At 66.6% G+C, this 20,734-nt stretch carries 22 protein-coding genes and 1 pseudogene; 18 read left to right on the top strand and 5 right to left on the bottom strand.

Features of this window, described 5'->3' with window-relative positions; translation table 11 throughout:
* The first annotated feature begins 18 nt into the window (after positions 1–18).
* The 7 genes from lpxD to HLG70_RS09915 all read left to right on the top strand — a co-directional run bounded on the left by lpxD (position 19) and on the right by HLG70_RS09915 (position 5,391).
* Complete coding sequence (gene lpxD / locus HLG70_RS09945) at positions 19–1,116, top strand: UDP-3-O-(3-hydroxymyristoyl)glucosamine N-acyltransferase (protein WP_171662709.1); 1,098 nt, start codon at positions 19–21, stop codon at positions 1,114–1,116.
* Between the two features lie 68 nt (positions 1,117–1,184).
* The gene (fabZ, locus tag HLG70_RS09940; RefSeq protein WP_006385190.1) at positions 1,185–1,640 is read left to right on the top strand and encodes a 3-hydroxyacyl-ACP dehydratase FabZ; all 456 of its coding nucleotides are present in this window, start codon (positions 1,185–1,187) and stop codon (positions 1,638–1,640) included.
* The gene (lpxA, locus tag HLG70_RS09935) at positions 1,641–2,435 is read left to right on the top strand and encodes an acyl-ACP--UDP-N-acetylglucosamine O-acyltransferase (protein ID WP_171662710.1); all 795 of its coding nucleotides are present in this window, start codon (positions 1,641–1,643) and stop codon (positions 2,433–2,435) included.
* The gene (gene lpxB, locus HLG70_RS09930; protein WP_171662711.1) at positions 2,432–3,628 is read left to right on the top strand and encodes a lipid-A-disaccharide synthase; all 1,197 of its coding nucleotides are present in this window, start codon (positions 2,432–2,434) and stop codon (positions 3,626–3,628) included. The genes lpxA and lpxB overlap by 4 nt, the downstream gene beginning before the upstream one ends.
* On the top strand, positions 3,615–4,223 hold the full coding sequence (gene rnhB / locus HLG70_RS09925; RefSeq protein WP_419144765.1) for a ribonuclease HII: 609 nt from the start codon (positions 3,615–3,617) through the stop codon (positions 4,221–4,223). The genes lpxB and rnhB overlap by 14 nt, the downstream gene beginning before the upstream one ends.
* Positions 4,220–5,002, top strand: coding sequence for a TrmH family RNA methyltransferase (locus tag HLG70_RS09920; protein ID WP_171662712.1), 783 nt, complete (start codon positions 4,220–4,222; stop codon positions 5,000–5,002). The genes rnhB and HLG70_RS09920 overlap by 4 nt, the downstream gene beginning before the upstream one ends.
* Complete coding sequence (locus tag HLG70_RS09915; protein WP_171662713.1) at positions 4,999–5,391, top strand: hypothetical protein; 393 nt, start codon at positions 4,999–5,001, stop codon at positions 5,389–5,391. Before HLG70_RS09920 ends, HLG70_RS09915 begins: the two co-directional genes overlap by 4 nt.
* A gap of 70 nt (positions 5,392–5,461) precedes the next feature.
* Here the strand turns inward: HLG70_RS09915 and ppsR are convergent, their stop codons facing one another.
* Entirely contained in the window at positions 5,462–6,289 is an 828-nt protein-coding gene (ppsR, locus tag HLG70_RS09910) for a posphoenolpyruvate synthetase regulatory kinase/phosphorylase PpsR (RefSeq protein WP_171662714.1), read from the bottom strand.
* 249 nt (positions 6,290–6,538) lie between these two features.
* Here ppsR and ppsA point away from each other — a divergent pair, with 249 nt between their 5' ends.
* Complete coding sequence (ppsA, locus tag HLG70_RS09905) at positions 6,539–8,905, top strand: phosphoenolpyruvate synthase (RefSeq protein ID WP_171662715.1); 2,367 nt, start codon at positions 6,539–6,541, stop codon at positions 8,903–8,905.
* Between the two features lie 82 nt (positions 8,906–8,987).
* Here the strand turns inward: ppsA and HLG70_RS09900 are convergent, their stop codons facing one another.
* Both HLG70_RS09900 and HLG70_RS09895 read right to left on the bottom strand, forming a co-directional pair.
* On the bottom strand, positions 8,988–9,833 hold the full coding sequence (locus HLG70_RS09900; RefSeq protein WP_171662716.1) for a bifunctional transcriptional activator/DNA repair enzyme AdaA: 846 nt from the start codon (positions 9,831–9,833) through the stop codon (positions 8,988–8,990).
* A gap of 104 nt (positions 9,834–9,937) precedes the next feature.
* Positions 9,938–10,675 (bottom strand): glutamine amidotransferase, encoded by a 738-nt coding sequence (locus tag HLG70_RS09895; protein ID WP_171662717.1) that lies wholly within the window; start codon positions 10,673–10,675, stop codon positions 9,938–9,940.
* A 168-nt stretch (positions 10,676–10,843) separates the two neighbouring features.
* Between HLG70_RS09895 and HLG70_RS09890 the strand changes: the two genes are divergently transcribed.
* The 3 genes from HLG70_RS09890 to HLG70_RS09880 all read left to right on the top strand — a co-directional run bounded on the left by HLG70_RS09890 (position 10,844) and on the right by HLG70_RS09880 (position 13,514).
* A complete protein-coding gene (locus HLG70_RS09890; RefSeq protein ID WP_171662718.1) occupies positions 10,844–11,278 on the top strand; it encodes an NfeD family protein in 435 nt (144 codons plus the stop codon).
* A gap of 96 nt (positions 11,279–11,374) precedes the next feature.
* Complete coding sequence (locus HLG70_RS09885) at positions 11,375–12,301, top strand: SPFH domain-containing protein (RefSeq protein ID WP_057284489.1); 927 nt, start codon at positions 11,375–11,377, stop codon at positions 12,299–12,301.
* A 25-nt stretch (positions 12,302–12,326) separates the two neighbouring features.
* Positions 12,327–13,514 (top strand): GGDEF domain-containing protein, encoded by a 1,188-nt coding sequence (locus tag HLG70_RS09880; RefSeq protein WP_171662719.1) that lies wholly within the window; start codon positions 12,327–12,329, stop codon positions 13,512–13,514.
* Between the two features lies 1 nt (position 13,515).
* Here the strand turns inward: HLG70_RS09880 and smpB are convergent.
* Positions 13,516–13,995, bottom strand: a pseudogene (smpB, locus tag HLG70_RS09875) (SsrA-binding protein SmpB); the annotation flags it as partial.
* Between the two features lie 108 nt (positions 13,996–14,103).
* On the opposite strand from smpB, the gene HLG70_RS09870 reads away from it, so the two are divergent.
* The 7 genes from HLG70_RS09870 to HLG70_RS09840 all read left to right on the top strand — a co-directional run bounded on the left by HLG70_RS09870 (position 14,104) and on the right by HLG70_RS09840 (position 19,592).
* Complete coding sequence (locus tag HLG70_RS09870) at positions 14,104–14,538, top strand: type II toxin-antitoxin system RatA family toxin (RefSeq protein ID WP_171662720.1); 435 nt, start codon at positions 14,104–14,106, stop codon at positions 14,536–14,538.
* Entirely contained in the window at positions 14,528–14,875 is a 348-nt protein-coding gene (locus HLG70_RS09865) for an RnfH family protein (protein WP_171662721.1), read from the top strand. The genes HLG70_RS09870 and HLG70_RS09865 overlap by 11 nt, the downstream gene beginning before the upstream one ends.
* A gap of 205 nt (positions 14,876–15,080) precedes the next feature.
* On the top strand, positions 15,081–16,235 hold the full coding sequence (locus HLG70_RS09860) for an acyl-CoA dehydrogenase family protein (protein WP_171662722.1): 1,155 nt from the start codon (positions 15,081–15,083) through the stop codon (positions 16,233–16,235).
* Complete coding sequence (locus HLG70_RS09855; protein WP_171662723.1) at positions 16,232–17,407, top strand: enoyl-CoA hydratase/isomerase family protein; 1,176 nt, start codon at positions 16,232–16,234, stop codon at positions 17,405–17,407. The genes HLG70_RS09860 and HLG70_RS09855 overlap by 4 nt, the downstream gene beginning before the upstream one ends.
* A 90-nt stretch (positions 17,408–17,497) precedes the next feature.
* Entirely contained in the window at positions 17,498–18,388 is an 891-nt protein-coding gene (gene mmsB / locus HLG70_RS09850) for a 3-hydroxyisobutyrate dehydrogenase (RefSeq protein ID WP_171662724.1), read from the top strand.
* A 1-nt stretch (position 18,389) separates the two neighbouring features.
* Entirely contained in the window at positions 18,390–18,827 is a 438-nt protein-coding gene (locus HLG70_RS09845; RefSeq protein WP_171662725.1) for a PaaI family thioesterase, read from the top strand.
* A gap of 75 nt (positions 18,828–18,902) precedes the next feature.
* Positions 18,903–19,592 carry a VIT1/CCC1 transporter family protein gene (locus HLG70_RS09840; protein ID WP_171662726.1) on the top strand — a complete coding sequence of 230 codons (690 nt, stop codon included), beginning with the start codon at positions 18,903–18,905 and terminating at the stop codon, positions 19,590–19,592.
* 21 nt (positions 19,593–19,613) lie between these two features.
* Here HLG70_RS09840 and HLG70_RS09835 read toward each other — a convergent pair whose 3' ends face one another.
* Entirely contained in the window at positions 19,614–20,615 is a 1,002-nt protein-coding gene (locus HLG70_RS09835) for a YgfZ/GcvT domain-containing protein (RefSeq protein WP_171662727.1), read from the bottom strand.
* Between the last annotated feature and the right edge of the window lie 119 nt (positions 20,616–20,734).

Raw genomic sequence — 20,734 nt, 5'->3', positions numbered from 1 at the left:
AGCGATACCCGTCAAGTCATGCCGGTTTTACTGGATCTTGCCCGCGCGCCAACACTCGAAGCACTGTTGAGCGCTGCCAACACCCAGGGATTGGACTGGCGTATCAGTGCGGTTCCCGGTGCGGACCCCTTCAGGGTGTGCGGCATCGGAACCCTATCGTCGGCCGGCCGCCAGGAAATCGCGTTCCTGGCCAATCCCCGCTACCAAAGCCAGCTTGGCGCAACCGGGGCGGGGGCGGTCATCGTCTCGCCCGAGGTGGCCGAGACGCTGGAAGCCGAAGGCAGCGCCCGCCCGTCTTTCGCGCTGGTCGTCTGTAAGCATCCCTATCTGCTGTTCGCGCGGATCGCGCAGTGGTTCGACGCCGCCCGCCGGCCCGCGCTGCCCGCCGAGACGCATCCTTCCGCGGTGGTCGCGCCTGACGCGACGATCGAAGAGGGCGTGCGTATCGGCCCCAACTGTGTCGTGGAATCCGGTGTCCGCATCGGCCGCGATACCGTGCTGGGACCGGGTTGCGTGATCGGCGCCGGCTCGTCGATCGGACCGGGCAGCCGCCTGCACGCCAATGTCACCCTGTACGAAGGCGTGAAGGTGGGCGCCAGGGCCATCATCCACAGCGGCGCTGTGCTTGGCGCGGACGGCTTCGGCTTTGCGCCGGACCCCGCCTTGGGCAAGGGCGCCTGGGGCAAGATTCCCCAGTTCGGTGGCGTGTCCCTTGGCGATGATGTCGAAATCGGCGCCAACACCACGGTTGACCGCGGCGCGCTGGAAGACACCGTGGTGTCAGACGGCGTGAAGCTGGACAACCAGATCATGATCGGCCATAACGTGCGCATCGGCGCGCATACCGCAATGGCGGCCTGCGTGGGCGTGGCGGGTTCGACGACCATCGGCGAGCGCTGCACCATCGGCGGCGCGGCCATGCTCTCGGGGCACCTGACCTTGGGCGACGACGTGCATGTCTCGGGCGGCACCGCGGTGACGTCCAATATTTCCAAGCCTGGCCGCTATACCGGGGTCTTCCCGTACGCGGAACATGGCGAATGGCAGCGCAACGCCGCCGTGATACAACAGTTGGCGCAATTGCGCCGCCGCGTGCGGGCGATTGAAAAAGACTAGGGCGCGCGTCGCCGCCCTGGCGCGCCCGTGCCGCCAAATTATTTCATCTCGCAGGAAAGTATAGAAAAATGGAACTCGACATCAAGGGGATCATGGAGAGGCTGCCGCATCGTTACCCGATGCTGCTGATTGATCGTGTCGTTGAAATGGTGCCCGGCAAGTCCATTGTCGCCATCAAGAACGTCTCTATCAACGAGCCGTTTTTCAACGGTCACTTTCCTCACCATCCGGTGATGCCGGGCGTGCTCATCGTTGAAGCCATGGCTCAGGCCTCGGCGCTGTTTTCGTTCACCGACGAGAACGGCGGACTGAAGTGCGAAGGCGCCAAGACGGCCTACTATCTGGTTGGTATCGATGGCGCGCGCTTTCGCCGCCCCGTCGTGCCGGGCGACCAGTTGCGCATCGAGGTCGAGGCGGAGCGCTTGAGCCGCAGCATCTGTAAATATCAAGCGCGTGCGACGGTCGACGGTCAGGAAGTGGCTTCGGCCAAGCTGATGTGCGCGATTCGTAGCCTGGAAGAGTAAATGGCAGGAAACATCCATCCCACCGCTGTCGTCGATCCGGCGGCAAAAATCGACCCGACCGCGGTCATCGGCCCGTTCGCAGTGGTGGGGCCCGATGTGACCATCGGCGCGGGGACCGAGATCGGCCCGTACTGCATGGTCGACGGCGTGACCACCATCGGGCGCGATAACCGCTTCTACCGTTATTGCTCCATCGGCGGCATGCCGCAGGACAAGAAGTATGCGGGCGAGCCCACGCGCCTGACGATCGGCGACCGCAACACGGTGCGCGAGTTCGTCACGCTCAACACGGGCACGATGCAGGATGGCGGCGTCACCACGCTGGGCGACGACAACTGGATCATGGCCTACGTCCATGTGGCGCACGACTGCCACATCGGCAGCAACACGATCCTGGCCAATTCGGTCCAATTGGGCGGGCACGTCCACGTGGGCGACTGGGCCATCATCGGCGGCCTGACCGGCGTGCACCAGTTCTCGCGCGTTGGCGCGCACACCATGACCGGCGGCAACAGCTCGCTGATGCAGGACACGCCTCCGTTCGTCCTGGCCGCCGGCAATCCGTGCCGTCCGGTGGGTGTCAACGTCGAAGGCCTCAAGCGCCGCGGCTTCTCGCCTGTCGCCATCTCGGCGCTGCGCGAAGCCTACAAGATCATCTATCGCCGGGGCTTGCCCCTGGATGCGGCGCGCGCCGAATTGCGCGAGCGCCAGCAGAGCATTCCCGAGGCGGCCGAGCATCTGCAGACGCTGCTCGATTTTCTGGACGTCGCTTCCCGCGGCATCATCCGCCCATGAACACGCGGATCGGCATGGTGGCCGGCGAGCCTTCGGGCGATCTGCTGGCCGGTCGCATCATTGCCGGTCTGCAAGCGCGCGACGCCGGTATCCGCTGCGAGGGTATCGGCGGGCCCCAGATGCAGGCCCGGGAATTCGACGCCTGGCATCCGATGCATGCATTGACGGTATTTGGCTATGTGGACGCGCTCAAGCGCCTGCCCAGCCTGCTCGGCACGTATCGGGACGTCAAGCGCCGCTGGCTGGCCGAGCCGCCCGCGGTCTTCGTCGGCATTGATGCACCTGATTTCAATCTGCGGCTGGAGCATCAGCTGCGGCAGGCGGGTACGCCCACGGTGCATTTCGTCGGCCCGTCGATCTGGGCATGGCGCTACGACCGCATCCACAAGATCCGCGAATCGGTATCGCACATGCTGGTGCTGTTTCCGTTCGAGGAAGAGATCTATCGCAAGGAAGGCATCCCGGTAACGTACGTCGGCCATCCGTTGGCAGGCGCCGTGCCGATGCAGCCCGACCGCGCCGCCGCGCGTGAGCGCCTGGGCATTGACCAGAACGCCCGCGTGCTGGCGATACTGCCTGGCAGCCGCTCGTCCGAGATCCGTTTGCTGGCGCCGCGCTTCCTGCAAGCCGCCCAGAAGCTGCTGAAGAAGGACCCGGCCCTGCAATGCGTGGTGCCCATGGTCAACGACCAGCGGCGCGCGGAATTCCTGGCCATCCTGGCCCAGTACCCGGTGCCCGGACTGCGCTGCATCACCGCGCATGACCTGCACGGCGAAGGCGGGGACCGCAAGGCGCCCGTGGCCTGGTCCGTCATGGAAGCCGCCTCGGCGGTGCTGGTGGCCAGCGGCACGGCCACCCTGGAAACGGCGCTGTTCAAGCGGCCCATGGTGATTTCCTATGTGCTGTCGCCCTGGATGCGCCGCATCATGTCCTGGAAGTCCGGGCAGGAACGGCCTTATCTGCCCTGGGTCGGCCTGCCGAACGTGCTGCTGCGCGATTTCGTGGTGCCCGAGCTCTTGCAGGACGACGCCACGCCCGACAAGCTGGCCGAAGCGACCTGGCAGGCGCTGACCGACGAGGCGCTGATCGCGCGCGTCGAAGCGCGGTTCACCGCCATGCATCAGGACCTGCTGCGCGATACGCCGGCGCTGGCGGCACAGGCGATCCTGGAGGTGGCCGGTGGAGCAGCCTGACCTGTTCGCGGCCCCCGAACAGCCCGCGATGCTGACCGCAGGCGTCGACGAGGCGGGCCGCGGCCCGCTGGCTGGCGAGGTCTACGCGGCGGCGGTCATCCTGGACCCGGCCCGGCCCATCGACGGGCTAGCCGATTCCAAGGCGCTCACGGCAGTCCGGCGCGAGGCGCTCGCCCTCCTCATCAAGGAGCGCGCGCTGGCCTGGTGCATCGCCAGTGCGACGGTGGCCGAGATCGACAGCCTGAATATCCTGCGCGCCACGATGCTGGCGATGCAGCGCGCCGTGCAGGGCCTGGCCACGATGCCGCAGCTTGCGCTGGTGGACGGCAACCAGGCGCCCAAGCTCGCTTGTACCGTGCAGACCGTCGTCAAGGGCGATGCGCTGGTGCCCGCGATTTCGGCGGCCTCCATCCTGGCCAAGACCGCGCGCGACGCGGACCTGCTGCGCCTGCATGCGTTGTATCCCCAATATGCGTTCGACCAGCACAAGGGCTACGGCACGGCGCTGCATTTGCAGCGGCTGCGCGAGCACGGCCCGTGCGCGGAACACCGGCGCAGTTTCGCCCCCATCAAGGCCTTCGGCCTGGTCTCATGAAGCACATCAGTTCCCGCGACAATCCGACGGTCAAGGCCCTGGTCAAGCTGGCCGGCACGGCGGGCAAGCGCGGCGCGCCGGTGCTGCTGGATGGCGTGCACCTGTGCCAGGCCTGGCTGCAGCATCATGGCGCGCCCGAACGGGCCGTCTTCGATGTAGAGCGCCTGGCGCAGCCCGATATCGCCGCGCTGGCCGCGGCCGTGCCCGACAGGGATTGCCTGGCGCTGGACGCAAGGCTGATGCAGTCCCTGGCCGCGGTGGAAAGCGGGCAGGGGGTGGCCTTCCTGGTCACGCCGCCGGTTCTGGAGCTGCCCGCCGAAGTGGATGAGAACTGCGTGCTCTTCGATCGCATCCAGGATCCCGGCAACGTGGGCACGCTGCTGCGCACCTGCGCCGCGGCGGGAGTGAAGCGGGTGTTCCTGGCGGCAGGCACGGCCGCGGCCTGGTCTCCCAAAGTGTTGCGCAGCGGCCAGGGCGCTCATTTCGCCCTGGCCATCCATGAACATGTCGATCTGGCCGCCATGCTGTCCAGGCTGCGGGTGCCGCTGGTGGTTACCGCGCTGGACGGTGCGCGGGACCTGTACGCCGGCCGCCTGCCGGAACGTTGCGCCTGGGTCTTCGGGCACGAAGGCCAGGGCGTGGCCGCGGGGCTGCTTGCCGCCGCGCGCCTCAAGGTGCGCATTCCGCACGATATGGCCGCCGTGGAGTCGCTGAACGTGGGCGCGGCGGCCGCGATATGCCTGTTCGAGCAACGCCGCCAGGCGATGGAGCCTGCATGAAGCGCTTGACGCGGATGGCTGCGGCGGTCTGCGTTACGGGCCTGCTGGCTGCTTGCGCCTCGGATGCGCCGGTACGCGCGATGTATGTGCCGGTGGTGGCCGGCGAAACCGCGTCCCCGATGCTTCTGTCGCGCGACGTGGTGGCGACCCTCCCTGACGGGACGGCCTACACGCTGCCCGAGGGCTCGTGGTGGCGCCGGGTAGGCGCCCTGGTCCAGGGCGACGTCTTCCGGCCGCTTGGACAGCCCGTGGTGCTCGCCAGGCGCGGCGCGGCGGAGGCATATCTGGTAGCCTCCGCGGGCAGGCTGGTGGGCTTCTATGTGCCTGCGGGCAGCCTGTTCATGCCGCTGGCCAAGCCGGTCGCGCTGCCGTTTTCGCAACGCCAGTAACCGGGCAAAACAAGGGCCGCATCAATGCGGCCCGTCTTGCGCGGCGACGAGGGGCATGCCCCCGTTTTCCTCAGCCTCGGTCCAGCCCCACTTCCTGCAGCACCGTCGTCGCGATTTCTTCGATCGATTTGGTGGTGCTGGACAGCCAGGAAATGCCTTCCCGGCGCATCATGCGTTCGGCCTCGGCCACTTCATAGCGGCACTGTTCCAGCTGCGAATAGCGGCTGTTGGGCCGGCGCTCGTTGCGCACCTCGGCCAGGCGTTCCGGCTGGATGGACAGGCCGAACAGCTTGGCGCGGTGGGGGGCGATGGTGGAGGGCAGGGTGCCGCGCTCGAAGTCGTCGGGCGTGAGCGGGAAGTTCGCGGCCTTGATGGCGTACTGCATCGCCAGGTACAGGCTGGTGGGCGTCTTGCCGCAGCGGGAAACGCCTACCAGGATCACGTCCGCCTGGTCGAGCTGGTTCACGAATTGGCCGTCGTCATGCGCCAGGCTGAAGTTGATGGCGTCGATCCGGTTGCGGTACTTTTCGGAATTCGCCTGCATGTGCGAGCGGCCGATGGAATGGCTGGACTTCAGGCCCAGCGCCTGCTCGATGTGGCTGACGAAGGTGCCGAACAGGTCCAGGAAAATTCCGTTCGCCTGGCGAACGCGCGCCAGGATCTCGGGATTGACCAGGGTGCTGAAGACGATGGGCGGGACGCCCGCATCCAGCGCGCTGCGGTCGATCCGCATGGCGACCTCAGCGGCCTTTTCCAGAGTGTCGACAAAAGGCAGCCGGATGGGCTTGAAATCGACCTCCTCGAACTGCGAAAGTACCGACTGACTGAAGGTTTCCGCGGTGATGCCGGTACTGTCGGAAACGATGTATACCGTGCGTACGATAGGGGTAGATGTCATGTGTAAAAAATTCCAACCAGGCAGATGGCCGGACGTACTCCACCGAGTACAATCAGGCCCCTATAAGTCACCCCAAGGGCGGTCCAAGGCCAGTTTGGTCAGCGTCTGAAAGAGTGTTCGTGAAGGCTCGCAAAAGCGTTCTTCACGCGGGCTTTTTGCCAGCTTCAAGCCGGTTTCAAGCCGGTTGAAAGCAACCCTCTTCATGCATTGACCAAACTCGCTTTCATTCCATTGTAAAAGGTGACTTCAATGTCGTATGTTGTTTTGTTCGAGCAGCTCCGCATGACGGACGTGGACTCGGTAGGAGGCAAGAACGCATCACTAGGCGAAATGATCAGCCAGCTGTCTGGCGCGGGAGTCCGCGTGCCGGGCGGCTTTGCCACGACCGCTGACGCCTTCCGCGATTTCCTGAAGGCTTCGGGCCTGGACAAGCGCATCGCTGAACGCCTGACCACGCTGAACCCCGAAGACGTGCGCGAGCTGGCTACCGCCGGCGCGCAGATCCGCCAATGGATCGTCGATGCGCCGTTCTCGCCGGAATTCGAAGCCCAGATCCGTGAAGCCTTCGCCAAGCTCGACGCCGATGGCAAGGGTTCGTTCGCCGTGCGCTCGTCGGCCACGGCCGAAGACCTGCCCGACGCCTCGTTCGCCGGCCAGCAGGAAACCTTCCTGAACGTCGTCGGCATTGAAGACGTGCTGGACAAGATCCGCCACGTGTTCGCGTCGCTGTACAACGACCGCGCCATCTCCTATCGCGTGCACAAGGGCTACGCCCATGCCGACGTCGCCTTGTCGGCCGGCATCCAGCGCATGGTGCGTTCCGACAAGGGCAGCGCCGGCGTGATGTTCACCATCGACACCGAATCCGGCTTCCAGGACGTGGTCTTCATCACCTCGTCCTATGGCCTGGGCGAAACCGTGGTGCAGGGCGCCGTCAACCCCGACGAGTTCTACGTCTTCAAGCCCACGCTGGCCCAAGGCCACTTCCCGATCGTTGGCCGCCGTATCGGTTCCAAGCTGATCAAGATGGAATTCGATCCCGAGCGTCCCGAAGGCCGCGCCGTGCGCACGGTGGACGTGCCCGTGTCCGAACGCAACCGCTATTCGCTGACCGACGACGAGGTCAATGAACTGGCCCGCTACGCCGTCATCATCGAAAAGCACTACCAGCGCCCGATGGACATCGAGTGGGGCCGCGACGGTGTCGACGGCAAGATCTACATCCTGCAGGCGCGCCCGGAAACGGTGAAGTCGCAGCAGGGCGTGAACGACGTCCAGCAGCGCTACCGCCTGAAGGCGACCGGCCAGGTCCTGATCACCGGCCGCGCGATCGGCCAGAAGATCGGTTCGGGTCCGGTGCGCGTGGTCGGCGACATCTCCGACATGGACAAGGTCCAGCCCGGCGATGTGCTGGTCACCGACATGACGGACCCCAACTGGGAGCCCGTGATGAAGCGCGCCGCCGCCATCGTGACGAACCGCGGCGGTCGCACCTGCCACGCCGCGATCATCGCGCGCGAACTGGGCATTCCGGCCGTGGTGGGTTGCGGCAACGCCACCGACCTGCTGAAGGAAGGACAGGCGGTGACCGTGTCTTGCGCGGAAGGCGACGAGGGCCGCATCTATGACGGCCTGATCGAAACCGAAGTGGAAGAAGTGCGCCGCGGCGACATGCCCGCCATCGATCTGAAGATCATGATGAACGTGGGCAACCCGCAGCTGGCGTTCGACTTCGCCCAGATCCCCAATTCGGGCGTGGGCCTGGCGCGTCTGGAATTCATCATCAACAACAACATCGGCATCCACCCCAAGGCGGTCCTGGACTACCCGAATGTGGACGGCGAACTGAAGAAGGCCGTGGAATCGGCGGCGCGCGGCCATGCCAGCCCGCGCGCGTTCTTCGTCGAGAAGATGGCTGAAGGCATGGCAACGATCGCCGCCGCCTTCTACCCCAAGCCCGTCATCGTGCGCATGTCGGACTTCAAGTCCAATGAGTACCGCAAGCTGGTTGGCGGTTCGCGCTACGAGCCCGAGGAAGAGAACCCCATGCTGGGCTTCCGCGGCGCGTCGCGCTACATCGCCGAGGACTTCGCCGAGTGCTTCCGCATGGAATGCGAAGCACTGAAGAAGGTGCGCGATGAAATGGGCCTGACCAACGTCGAGATCATGGTGCCCTTCGTGCGTACCCTGGGCCAGGCAGAGAAGGTGGTGAACCTGCTTGCCAAGCACGGCCTGGCGCGCGGCGAAAACGGCCTGAAGCTGATCATGATGTGCGAAGTTCCGTCCAACGCCATCCTGGCCGAAGAATTCCTGCAATTCTTCGACGGCTTCTCCATCGGTTCCAACGACATGACCCAGCTCACGCTGGGCCTGGACCGCGATTCGGGCATGGAACTGCTGGCCGCCGACTTCGACGAACGCGACGAGGCCGTGAAGTTCATGCTGCGCCGCGCGATCAAGGCTTGCCTGGCCGCCAACAAGTACGTGGGCATCTGCGGCCAAGGCCCCAGCGACCACCCGGATTTCGCGCAATGGCTGAAGGATGAGGGCATCCTGTCGATGTCGCTGAATCCGGACACCGTTGTCGATACCTGGCAGCGCCTGGCCAAGAACTGATCGTCTGGCTGATCAAGAAAAGCCCCGCGCCTGGGAAGGCGCGGGGCTTTTTTCTTGCGCGGGTGGAACGGGCAGGGCGGCGTCAGGCCGCCTGCGCCTCGCGGGCGATGAGTTCGCGCTTGCGCTCGATGCCCCAGCGGTACCCGGCCAGCGAGCCGTCGGTGCGCACCACGCGGTGGCAGGGAATGGCCAGCGCGATGTTGTTGGTGGCGCAGGCGCGGGCCACGGCGCGCACGGCTCTGGGCGAGCCGATGCGCTCGGCCACTTGCGCGTAGGTGGCTGTGGCGCCCAGGGGAATCTCGCACAGCGCTTCCCAGACCTTGCGCTGGAAGGCCGTGCCGCGCACGTCCAGCGGCAGGTCCAGGCCGCGCGAAGGGTCTTCGACGAAGCCGACCACGGCGGCCACCCAGCTTTCGAATCCCGGGTCGGCGCCGATCAGGCGGGCGGCCTTGAAGCGGTCCTGGAGGTTCCTGACGAGCTGGTCCGGATCTTCGTCCAGGGCGATCTCGCAGATGCCTGTGCTGCTTGCCGCCACCAGCAGGGCGCCGAGCGAACACTGGGCCACGGCGAAGCGGATGTCCACGCCTTCGCCATTCTTGCGAAAGGCGGTGGGCGTCATGCCCAGGATGGCGGGCGCGGCTTCGTAGAAGCGCCCGCTGGAATTGAAGCCGGCGTCGTACATGGCATCGGTGACGCTGGCGCTTTGCTTGAGTTGCTGGCGCGCGCGGCTGGCGCGCAGGGCATTGGCGTAGGCCTTGGGCGTAATGCCCGTGGCGGCCTTGAAGACCCGATGGAAATGAAACCGGCTCATGCCGGCCTGTTCGGCCAGCGTGGACAGATCGGGCGGTTGCTCGGCTTCCAGCGCGCGGCAGGCGCGCTCGACGGCGGCGGTGTGCTGATTGTTCAAGGGGGCGGCGGCTGGGCTCATGGGGAACTCCTGACTTGCGCGTGATTGGGTACTGGCCCCTATCGTCTCAAGGCCCGCCAGGCGCCGCACTCCGCTTGTTGCGGAGCGGAAAGCGCGAGCAGGTCCTAGGCGGGGGCGTAGGCCTCCAGGAAACGGCGCAGCAGATCGCCCGCCACCGGCGTGGCCCGCACGTTGGCGGCGAGTCCCGGCACGTCGAGGTTCTCGGCGGCGTAGCGGCGGCCAAAACGCTCCAGGTGGGCGCGGATGAAGTCCGGGCCGAATTCAGGATGGAACTGGGTGGAGAACACATTGCGGCCGATGCGGATCATCTGGTGTTCGTCCAGGTCCGAGCGCGCCAGCACCGCCGCGCCGGGCGGCGGCTGCAGCACGGTCTGCGCGTGCAGCATCTGGGCGGGGAAGGTGGACGGCACGCCGGCCAGCAGCTTGTCGCCGGCGGCAGCCGGCAGCAATTCGACGGTCTGGGTGCCCACTTCGCGTCCGGACGGGTTGTAGCCGACCTTGCCGCCCAGCGCGTGCGCCAGCAACTGGTGGCCGTAGCACACGCCGAACATGGGCAGCTCCGCGGCGGTGGCGTCGCGCAGCCAGGCGGCGGCGTCTTCGCTCCAGGGTTCCTTGTCGGAGACCATCGCGGGCGAACCGGTGATGAGGGCGGCGCGATACCGGGCGGGCGCCTGCGGGCGCTGGCCTTCATAGACGGCCACGACTTCGGTCTCGTCGGGCGTCAGGCCGGCGGCTAGCGCGAGTTGTTCGGCATAACCGCCGAACTGGCTTTTGAGCGTGTCGTCAGGATCGCCGGTGTGCAGGATCAGGACGGGAAGAGCAGAAGGAGTTGCGGCGGTCATGGAGGCTTGTGCGTTAAAGAGAGCGGCGCGGCGGTCCAGCGGATCGCGTGCGCCAGAGCACATCATAATGCAGCGCTATTGTTCATGATGCGATTGGCTTTACCCCTTCCGTCCCGGAAATACGTACAATCCGCTCAGAGACTCATCCTTACAGGCGATCTGAACACTATGTGGATATGGCTGGGATTGGCCGCGCTGGCCCTCATCGGGGAACTGGCGACGGGAACCTTCTATTTGCTGCTGGTCGCCCTGGGATTGGCCGCAGGCGGAATCGCCGCCTGGTTCGGCGCCGGCCTGCAATGGGAACTGGTGGCTTGCGGCCTGGTGCTGCTGCTGGGCTTGCTGGTGTTGCGCAAGACCCGTGTCCTGAAGAAGCGTGAGGTCAATTCGGCCCGCAACGCCGACGTCATCATGGACATCGGCCAGACCGTCGCGGTCGAGGCCTGGTCCGACAGCGGCACGGCGCGCGTCTGGTACCGGGGTGCGCATTGGCAGGCCGAACTGGCGGCGGGACACGCGCCCCAGGCCGGCGAACACATCATTACCGAATTGCGCGGCTCGATCCTGGTGCTGGCCCCCAAGGGCGCACCCGGCTCGGCATAGCAGAACCGGCCCGCGCAGCGGCGCGGGCAGCCGTTGGCGCCCTGGCCGGCATGGCGGGGACCGCCGGCGCATTTACCCGAAAAGAGGCTTCAAATCATGATCGATACTTCCACTATCGTCCTGCTCGTCATCGTTGCGCTGGCGATCCTGATCGTCATCAGGGCGATCGCCATCGTGCCCCAGCAGCATGCCTGGGTGGTTGAGCGGCTGGGCAAGTTCGACCGCGTCCTGTCGCCCGGCGCCGGCTTTGTCATTCCTTTCATCGAGCGCATCTCCTATAAGCACTCGCTCAAGGAAATCCCGCTGGACGTGCCCAGCCAGGTCTGCATTACGCGCGACAACACGCAATTGCAGGTCGACGGCGTGCTGTATTTCCAGGTCACGGACCCGATGCGCGCATCCTACGGCTCGTCGAACTACATTTCGGCAATCACGCAGCTGGCTCAGACCACCTTGCGTTCGGTCATCGGCAAGATGGAACTGGACCGCACCTTCGAAGAGCGCGATTCCATCAACAGCAACATCGTCTCCTCGCTGGACGAAGCGGCGCTGAACTGGGGCGTGAAGGTGCTGCGCTACGAGATCAAGGACTTGACGCCGCCGAACGAGATCCTGCGTTCGATGCAGGCGCAGATCACCGCTGAACGCGAGAAGCGCGCGCTGATCGCGGCGTCCGAGGGCCGCCGCCAGGAACAGATCAACATCGCCACCGGCGAACGCGAAGCCGCGATTGCCCGTTCCGAAGGCGAGAAGCAGGCGCAGATCAACCAGGCCCAGGGCGAAGCCGCCGCGGTGCTGGCGATTGCCGAGGCCACCGCCAAAGCGATCACGCAGGTGGCCGATGCGGTCCGTCAGCCCGGCGGCATGGAAGCGGTGAACCTGAAGGTGGCCGAGCGCTATGTCGAGGCGTTCGGCAACGTGGCCAAGGAAGGCAACACGCTGATCCTGCCGGCCAACCTGGCTGACGTCGGCGGCATGATCGCCTCCGCCATGACCATCGTGAAATCCACGCGTAACACCTGACACCGCGCCCAACGGCGCCCGGCCCATGATCGCTCCCGTTAATTTGCTTTTGATAGCAGCACTGGCGGGGGTGCTTTCCCTCTGCGTGCTGGGATCCCTGGCGCGCAGCGGCATGGCCGGCATCCGCGAGACCATACGCGCCAACTTGCTCACGCTGTTGGCGTTTTCCACATTTGCGCTGCAGAACACCGAGGCGCCGCTGTGGCTGTCCATCCTGGTGCCCAACACGGCCATCGCCCTGGCGCTTTGCGCCTACTACGCAGGCGTGCGCAGGCTGCTGGGCCTGGCGGTGCCGCGGCATCTCATGGTGCTGGGCTGCGTTGCGGCGCTGTCGGTCCTGGTGGTCTACACCTATGTGCACTGGCGGGTCGGCCCGCGCATCGTGGCGATGTCGCTCCTGCAGATGGGCTTCATGCTGAGCGTGGCCGTCACGGTCCAGCGCAACATGCCCGTCCACCGGTCGCGCTACAGCTACCGCTTCGTGTGGGCGGTGGCGCTGATATCCGCCGCCGTCTGCGCGGTGCGCGCGGCGGTGTACCTGCTGGACCTGACCCTGACCACGGCCTTCCTCGAGCCCACTGCCTGGAACGTCGCGTTCCTGACGCTGGGCGTGCTGGTCATGCCATGCCTGACGCTGGGCACCATCATGATCATCCATGACCGCATGCTGGCCGACCGCGAGCAGGAGGCCAACACCGACTTCCTGACCGGCCTGATGTCGCGCAAGGCCTGGTGGATGCAGGCCGAGCGCTACTGTGCCCAGGCTTTGCGCATGCGGCGTCCGCTGACGCTATTGCTGCTGGACATCGACCATTTCAAGCGCATCAACGATACGCACGGCCACGCGGCCGGCGACGCGGTGCTGCGCCATTTCGGCCTGCTGGCCACCGCGACCTTGCGCACGGGCGACCATGTCGGGCGGGTGGGCGGCGAGGAGTTCGGCGTGCTGTTCGCCGACATGCGCAGCGATGCGGTGATGGAAGTGGCGGGGCGGCTGCTGGATTCGGTGCGCCGCACGCCTTGCGCGCACGGCGGCAGCACCATCTCGTATACGTTCAGCGCGGGGGTGGAGGACTGGGTGCCCGGCGAGAACCTGCAGGCGTTCTTCGAGCGGACCGACCGCAAGCTCTATGCGGCCAAGTCGGCGGGGCGCAACCGCATCGTCGGCCCCGGCCAGGAAGCGGAGCGCCCGCAGCTGTCCGTGGCCGCGTGAATCAATCGTCCTTGTCCTTGCGCGGGGCTCGCGTGTCGTGCTTCATGATGCGTTCCTTTTCGCGCGCCCAGTCTTTTTCGCGGGCGGTGTCGCGCTTGTCGAACAGCTTCTTGCCGCGGCCCAGCGCGAAGTCGAGCTTGATGCGCCCGTTCTTGTAGTGCAGGTTGAGCGGCACCAGCGTATAGCCGCGCTGCTCGACCTTGCCGATGAGCTTGCTGATTTCCTCGGCCTTGAGCAGCAGCTTGCGCGTGCGCATGGCGTCGGGGTGGATATGGGTGGAGGCCGTGGGCAGGGGGCTCACGTGCATGCCGAGCAGGTACAGTTCGCCATCGCGCACGATGACATAGCTTTCCTTGAGCTGCACGCGGCCATCGCGGATCGCCTTGACTTCCCAGCCTTGCAGGACAAGGCCAGCCTCGTAGCGGTCTTCGATGAAATAGTCGTGCGTGGCCTTGCGATTGTCGATAATGCTCATAAAGCCTTTTTGCTTGGGATCCCGCTTGGAGGAATCCGATGCTTTTGCCTGTTTTTAGGTCCAGGTCGTGCTGTGCCGGTAAAATCTTGCCATTCTAGCCATTTGCGATAGTCGATGCACAAAGTACAACGATCCGTCCTGGTGCCCTACAGCGCCGCCCAGATGTTCGACCTGGTCGCCGACGTGGAGAAGTACCCCGAGTTCATGCCGTGGTGCGGCGGAGCCGAGGTGCAGACTCGCGACGAACACGGCATGCAGGCTTCCATCCTGATCAGTTTCGCAGGGATGAAGCAGCGCTTCACCACGCGCAATACCCACGTCTATCCCGACCGGATCGATCTGGAACTGGTGGATGGCCCGTTCTCCAGCCTGGTGGGGCATTGGGTGTTCCAGCCCCTGGCCGAAGACGCCTGCAAGGTGCTGTTCACCATGGAGTACGCGTTTTCCAACCGCGCCCTGGAAATGGTGGTGGGGCCGGTGTTCAACCGCATCGCGACCAGCTTCATCGATTCCTTCACCAAGCGCGCGCAGGCCAAGTATGGCGAATGAGCCGTCCGCGGCGGGGCAGATCGGCGTCACTGTCTGCTACGCCTTGCCTGGGCACGTGTGGCTGCGGGAACTGCGGCTGCCGGAGGGCGCCACCGTCGAGGACGCGCTGGCGGCCAGCGGCTTTGCCCAGGCCTTCCCGGTCGTCCAGCCCTGGGAGCGGGGCGTGGGCATCTTTGGTCGCGCCACCGAGCCGCAGGCGCGCCTGGCCGACGGCGACCGCGTGGAGGTCTATCGCGGCCTGAGCTTCGATCCCAAGGAATCGCGCCGCCGCCGCGCCGAGCACCGCCGAGCCAAGACGGCCAGAAACGGCAGGGTGCGCCCCGCCGGACTGCTGTAGGCGCCTGCCCGGGCGCCTTCCCGGCGGCTTCGTCCCGCGCCGTACATTGTCATCAATAAGACAAATCGTGCCGCCGCTTCGGGCGTAACATAAAGCCGGATTCCCGCTTACGTTTACGTCAACGTCATGTCAAAATCGACGGGCTGGCGTTCACGAGACGGCAGCAACGCCAACAGACAATACTCAATACAACAGGAGACAGGCTGTGGACTTGGAACTGACCGACGAGCAGCGCGCGTTCGCGCAGGCCGCGCGCGACTACGCCGAGGGCGAACTGGCGCCGAACGCGGCGCATTGGGACGCCGAGGGCATATTTCCGCGCGCAGCGTTCGCCCGGGCGGGCGAGTTGGGCTTTTGCGCCATCTACGCCAGCGAGGACATCGGCGGCCTGGGTCTGCCGCGACTGGACGCCACGCTGGTGTTCGAGGAAATGGCGGCGGTGGATCCATCCACCACGGCGTTCCTGACGATCCACAACATGGCTACCTGGATGGTCGGCAAGTGGGGCCAGCCGGGCCTGCGCGAAGCCTGGGGCCCCTTGCTGGCCAGCGGCCAGAAGCTGGCTTCCTACTGCCTGACCGAGCCGGGCGCGGGCTCGGATGCCGCGTCCCTGTCGACGCGGGCGCAGCGCCAGGGCGACGACTACATCGTCAACGGGGCCAAGGCCTTCATTTCCGGCGGCGGCGACACGGACCTGCTGGTGGTCATGGCGCGCACGGGGGGCGAGGGCGCGGGCGGTATCAGCGCGTTCGCCATCCCCGCCGACAGCGAGGGCATCAGTTACGGCCGCAAGGAAGAGAAGATGGGCTGGAACAGCCAGTCCACGCGTCCCATCACGTTTGAAAATGTCCGCGTGCCGGCCGCCAACATGCTCGGCCAGGAGGGCGAGGGCTTCAAGATCGCCATGAAAGGGCTGGACGGCGGCCGCATCAATATCGGCACGTGCTCGGTGGGCGCGGCGCAGGGCGCGCTGGACGCGGCCCGCCGCTACATGGACGAGCGCCGCCAGTTCAACCGCCGGCTCGCCGAGTTCCAGGCCCTGCAGTTCAAGCTGGCGGACATGGCGACCCACCTGGTGGCGGCACGCCAGATGGTCCGTCTGGCGGCATGCAAGCTGGATGCCGGCGCGCCGGACGCGGCGACCTACTGCGCGATGGCCAAGCGCTTCGCGACCGACATGGGCTTCCAGATCTGCCTGGACGCGCAACAGATTCATGGCGGCTATGGATACTTGAAGGACTATCCCTTGGAGCGTCTGGTGCGCGATACTCGCGTTCATCAGATTCTGGAGGGCACCAACGAGATCATGCGCGTGATCATTGCCCGCCAACTGTTGGAAAAAGGAGCCGACATAAGATGAATGCACCGGTGTTGTTCGAAGAAAGATCCGCCGCCAATGGAATGCGCTTCGGGATTGCGACGCTGAACGCGCCGCAGACCCTCAACGGCCTGTCGCTGGAAATGGTGGACCTGCTGGCGGACCAGCTGGAAGCGTGGGCACGCGACCCCGGCGTCGCCCTGGTGGTGTTGCAGGGCGCGGGCGAAAAGGCGTTCTGCGCGGGGGGCGACCTGCACGGCTTGTACCGGAGCATGACTGAAAACGCAGGCAGGTCCGGCTGGAGCAACGCCTATGCGCGCCGCTTTTTCGAGCACGAATACCGGCTGGACTATCGCATCCACACCTATCCAAAACCCGTGCTGTGCTGGGGCCATGGCATTGTCATGGGCGGTGGCATCGGCCTGATGATGGGAGCAAGCCATCGAGTCGTCAGCGAAAGCTCGCGCCTGGCGATGCCGGAAGTTTCCATCGGCCTGTTCCCGGACGTGGGGGGCAGCTGGTTGCTGAACCGCATGCCGGGCCGCAGCGGCGTGTTCCTGGCCCTGACGGGCGCGCATCTGAATACCGCCGATGCGTTCTTCGCGGGCCTGGCGGACTTCCGCCTGAACCACGCCGACTGGCCGGCGCTGCTGGCCTCGCTGCAAGAGCAGCCCTGGGCCGGCCAGGCCTCGGGCGCCTCCGATGGAGCCCTTCCTCCGCGCTCCATCAATGACGGCCTGCTGCGCCGCGCGCTGACGGCGCTGGAGCCGCGGGCTCCGCTGGAGCCGGGCCCCCTGCGCCAGCATTCGTTCCTGATCAACAACCTGTGCAACGGGAACCGGCTGGACGAGATTTTCGAGGAACTGGCGCTGTTGAAGGGGCACGAGGATCCCTGGCTGGCGCGGGCGGCAAACACGATGCTGGCGGGTTCGCCGGGTTCGGTGCGCCTGGCCTTCGCGCTGCAGCAGCGCACGCGCCTGCGTTCGCTGGACGACGTGTTCCGCGCCGAGTACATCGCGGCGCTGGCCTGCACGGCGCACGGCGATTTTGCCGAAGGCATCCGCGCGCTGCTGATCGACAAGGACAAGAAGCCACGCTGGAACCCGGCCGTCCTGGACATGGCGACCGATGCCTGGGTGCAGAAGTTCTTTGAAGAACCGTGGCCCGAGGGCGAGCCGCATCCGCTGGCCGACCTGGGCCAGGAAGGGCGCTGATCCGCCGGCTGGCCCCCGGGCCAGCCACCCGCGCCCCGCACATCACGATGAATCCATACCTACAGCAATAGCAACAGGAGACAAGACATCATGAGCAGCATCGCGTTTATCGGTTTGGGCAACATGGGCGCGCCCATGGCATTGAATCTGGTCAAGGCTGGCCACAGCCTGAAGGTCTTCGACCTGGTGCCGGCGGCCGTCAAGCTGCTGACCGACGCCGGCGCCACGGCGGCGGCGTCCGCGTCCGAAGCGGTCAAGGGCGCCGAGGTGGTGATTTCCATGCTGCCGGCCAGCAAGCACGTCGAAGGCCTGTACCTGGGCGAAGACCTGCTGGGCAAGATCCCGTCCAGCGCGCTGGTCATCGAATGCAGCACCATCGCGCCGGACTCGGCGCGCAAGGTGGCCCAGGCGGCCGAGGTGCGCGGCATCACCATGATCGACGCGCCGGTCTCTGGCGGCACCGGCGGCGCGGCCGCGGGCACCTTGACCTTCATCGTGGGCGGCACGGCCCCCGCGCTGGAGCGCGCCCGCCCCGTGCTGGAAAAGATGGGCAAGAACATTTTCCACGCGGGCCCGGCGGGCGCCGGCCAGGTGGCCAAGATCTGCAACAACATGCTGTTGGGCATCCTGATGGCGGGCACCTCCGAGGCGCTGGCGCTGGGCGTGGCCAACGGCCTGGATCCCAAGGTGCTTTCGGACATCATCGCCAAGAGCTCGGGCCGCAACTGGGCCACCGAACTCTACAACCCCTGGCCCGGCGTGATGGACCACGCGCCGGCGTCCAAGGGCTACGCCGGCGGTTTCGGCGTGGACCTGATGCTCAAGGACCTGGGCCTGGCGGCCGAGGCGGCCCTGTCGGCGCGCGCCTCCATCCCGCTGGGCGAACTGGCCCGCAATCTGTATTCGCTGCACAGTTCGGGCGGTTCCGGCAAGCTGGATTTCTCCAGCATCGTCAATCTGGTCAAGCGCGAGCAGGACTGACATGGCGGAACACCAGTCGTCCACGGACCCGGCCGGGCGGGTCGGAGCCAGTTTCGGCCGGCAGAGCATCATGGCCCTGCTGGGCGCCGAACTGGGCGTAGTGGAACCCGGCAGGGTGGACATCGTCCTGCCTTACCGGGCCGACCTGTGCCAGCAGAACGGCTTCCTGCATGCGGGCATATCCACCACCATCGCCGACAGCGCGGGCGGCTATGCCGCGTTCACGCTGTTCGGTCCGGGCGAGGACGTGCTGACGTCGGAGTTCAAGATGAACTTCCTGGCGCCCGCCAAGGGCGATCGCTTCGTGGCCAGCGGCCGCGTGGTCAAGCCCGGCAAGCGCCTGTCGGTCTGCCAGGTCGAGATGCACGCTTACGACGGCGAGCAGGCCACGCTGTGCGTGATAGGCTTGCTTACCGCGGTACGCGTGACGCCGCGATGAACTCCGCGCGTGGCGCGTCCGGCCCTCCGGCCCGGCGCGCCGCGCGCCTGTCGCGCGTCGCATGGGTTTCTGGCAATGCCTGCAAAAGAACATCATCGGATTTTTCGCAGTAACTGGCTGCGCGCCGCGGTGCTGGGCGCAAACGACGGCATCGTGTCCACGGCCAGCCTGATCACCGGCGTGGCGGCCGCCCAGGCCTCGCATGGCGCCATCCTGACGTCCGGCCTGGCGGGCCTGGTGGCGGGCGCGCTGTCGATGGCGGCGGGGGAATATGTGTCGGTGCGGTCGCAGGCGGACACCGAGGCCGCCGACCTGCGCCTGGAGCAGCGCTCGCTCAAGCGCAATTCCAGTGAAGAACTGGCGGAACTGGTCGATATCTACGTTTCCAGGGGGCTGACGCGCGACCTTGCGCAGCAGGTGGCCCGCCAGCTGACCAGTCATGATGCGCTCGACGCGCATGCGCGCGATGAACTCGGCATCTCCATGCACAACCGTGCGCAACCGGTGCAGGCGGCGCTGGCTTCGGCCGCGTCCTTCGCCGGGGGCGCCGCGGTGCCGCTGGCCGTGGCCGCGACGGCGCCCGTGCCGCAGCTGATCGGCTGGGTGATCGGCGCGTCGGTGCTTTGCCTGGCCGCCCTGGGCGCCATGGCCGCGAAAGCAGGCGGCGCGCCCAAGCTGCCCGCCACGCTGCGCGTGACGGTGCTGGGGGCGGCGGCGATGGCTGTGACGGCGGGCGTGGGCGCGCTGTTCGGCGTGGCGGTCTAGGGCCGCCGGCGCCTCGGGGGTCTAGGGGGTGATCGAGTAGGGCAGCGGCGCGGCGGCGATGCGCGGACCGTCGGCGGTGTTCAGGCGCAGATCGCCTTCCGGCAGCGCGGCCAGGGTGGTTTCGAACAGCACCGACACCACGCCCTGATCGCTGGCGGCCTGCACCACGCGGCCGATGGGTTCGCCGGGCTGCGCCGCGTCAAACACATCCACCCCGGCCAGCGCCGCGGACTGCAGGCCGGCGTCGGCGACGGTGCCGTACGCCATGCGGCGCTTGACGGTGCCGCGATAGTGGCTGCGGGCCACGACTTCCTGGCCGGGATAGCAACCCTTGGTGAAGCTGACGCCCTGGATCAGGTCCAGGTTGACGGTTTGCGGGATGAATACGTCCTGGGTGGCCGCGGCGATCCAGGGAATGCCGGCGGCCAGATCGGCCGCATGCCAGTGTTCCGCGGACGCCAGGCCAAGCGCCTGAGTCAGCGCGGCGGATTGCGCCAGCTGCGCGTCGGACGCGATCCACCACCAGCGCAGGCGCGTGTCGGCCGACGGCGCGGCGATCCAGGTGCCGGATGGCAGGTCCGCGCGTTGCCACGGGGCGCGCGGCAAGGCGCCGGCCACGGCTTCCAGCGCGGCTGCCTGTTCGGGCGTCGCCTGGACGCCGGCCACCTGCAGCGGCGCGGCGGCCAGCTTGACCTTGGCGCGCAGCACGAACATCGACAGGCGCTTGAGCAGAGCCTGGGACAGGTCCTGGCGGACCATGCCGTAGAACTGGGGAGCGTCTTGCGCATCGGCGGGGGCGCCGCGCCACATTACCAGCGTGGCCAGCAGCCGGCCCTTGGCGGTGCAGTAGCCGGCCAGGCGGGCGGCGTCGGCGGGCAGGCCCGTGACGTCCTGCGTCAGCTGGCCATGCAGAAAGGTCAGGGCATCGGCGCCGGCGGCTGTGAAGACCAGAAGATCTTCCAGCGGCGCGCATTGCGCGCAACCTTCGGCGCGGACGGGGATCGAAGAGTAAAAGGCGTGCATGGCGGCGGGGTTATCGCGTCATCAAAGTGCTGATGATAGCCGTGTTCTCTTGCTGGAATGGCCATGCCCCCGACAAGCAAAGGGGCGCGCCGCGCGTTCCGGCCCCTCTTGTGGCCCGG

This window comes from Achromobacter deleyi, assembly GCF_013116765.2.
GTDB lineage: Bacteria > Pseudomonadota > Gammaproteobacteria > Burkholderiales > Burkholderiaceae_B > Achromobacter > Achromobacter deleyi_A.
This window is presented reverse-complemented; position numbering and strand designations above follow the sequence as displayed.

Bases quoted from the DNA above. Each gene is read 5' to 3' on its own strand.
- lpxD (WP_171662709.1), top strand. From the start codon at position 19: ATGCCGGTTTTACTGGATCTTGCCCGCGCGCCAACACTCGAAGCACTG.
- fabZ (WP_006385190.1), top strand. From the start codon at position 1,185: ATGGAACTCGACATCAAGGGGATCATGGAGAGGCTGCCGCATCGTTAC.
- lpxA (WP_171662710.1), top strand. From the start codon at position 1,641: ATGGCAGGAAACATCCATCCCACCGCTGTCGTCGATCCGGCGGCAAAA.
- lpxB (WP_171662711.1), top strand. From the start codon at position 2,432: ATGAACACGCGGATCGGCATGGTGGCCGGCGAGCCTTCGGGCGATCTG.
- HLG70_RS09920 (WP_171662712.1), top strand. From the start codon at position 4,220: ATGAAGCACATCAGTTCCCGCGACAATCCGACGGTCAAGGCCCTGGTC.
- HLG70_RS09915 (WP_171662713.1), top strand. From the start codon at position 4,999: ATGAAGCGCTTGACGCGGATGGCTGCGGCGGTCTGCGTTACGGGCCTG.
- ppsR (WP_171662714.1), bottom strand. From the start codon at position 6,289: ATGACATCTACCCCTATCGTACGCACGGTATACATCGTTTCCGACAGT.
- ppsA (WP_171662715.1), top strand. From the start codon at position 6,539: ATGTCGTATGTTGTTTTGTTCGAGCAGCTCCGCATGACGGACGTGGAC.
- HLG70_RS09900 (WP_171662716.1), bottom strand. From the start codon at position 9,833: ATGAGCCCAGCCGCCGCCCCCTTGAACAATCAGCACACCGCCGCCGTC.
- HLG70_RS09895 (WP_171662717.1), bottom strand. From the start codon at position 10,675: ATGACCGCCGCAACTCCTTCTGCTCTTCCCGTCCTGATCCTGCACACC.
- HLG70_RS09890 (WP_171662718.1), top strand. From the start codon at position 10,844: ATGTGGATATGGCTGGGATTGGCCGCGCTGGCCCTCATCGGGGAACTG.
- HLG70_RS09885 (WP_057284489.1), top strand. From the start codon at position 11,375: ATGATCGATACTTCCACTATCGTCCTGCTCGTCATCGTTGCGCTGGCG.
- HLG70_RS09880 (WP_171662719.1), top strand. From the start codon at position 12,327: ATGATCGCTCCCGTTAATTTGCTTTTGATAGCAGCACTGGCGGGGGTG.
- HLG70_RS09870 (WP_171662720.1), top strand. From the start codon at position 14,104: ATGCACAAAGTACAACGATCCGTCCTGGTGCCCTACAGCGCCGCCCAG.
- HLG70_RS09865 (WP_171662721.1), top strand. From the start codon at position 14,528: ATGGCGAATGAGCCGTCCGCGGCGGGGCAGATCGGCGTCACTGTCTGC.
- HLG70_RS09855 (WP_171662723.1), top strand. From the start codon at position 16,232: ATGAATGCACCGGTGTTGTTCGAAGAAAGATCCGCCGCCAATGGAATG.
- mmsB (WP_171662724.1), top strand. From the start codon at position 17,498: ATGAGCAGCATCGCGTTTATCGGTTTGGGCAACATGGGCGCGCCCATG.
- HLG70_RS09845 (WP_171662725.1), top strand. From the start codon at position 18,390: ATGGCGGAACACCAGTCGTCCACGGACCCGGCCGGGCGGGTCGGAGCC.
- HLG70_RS09840 (WP_171662726.1), top strand. From the start codon at position 18,903: ATGCCTGCAAAAGAACATCATCGGATTTTTCGCAGTAACTGGCTGCGC.
- HLG70_RS09835 (WP_171662727.1), bottom strand. From the start codon at position 20,615: ATGCACGCCTTTTACTCTTCGATCCCCGTCCGCGCCGAAGGTTGCGCG.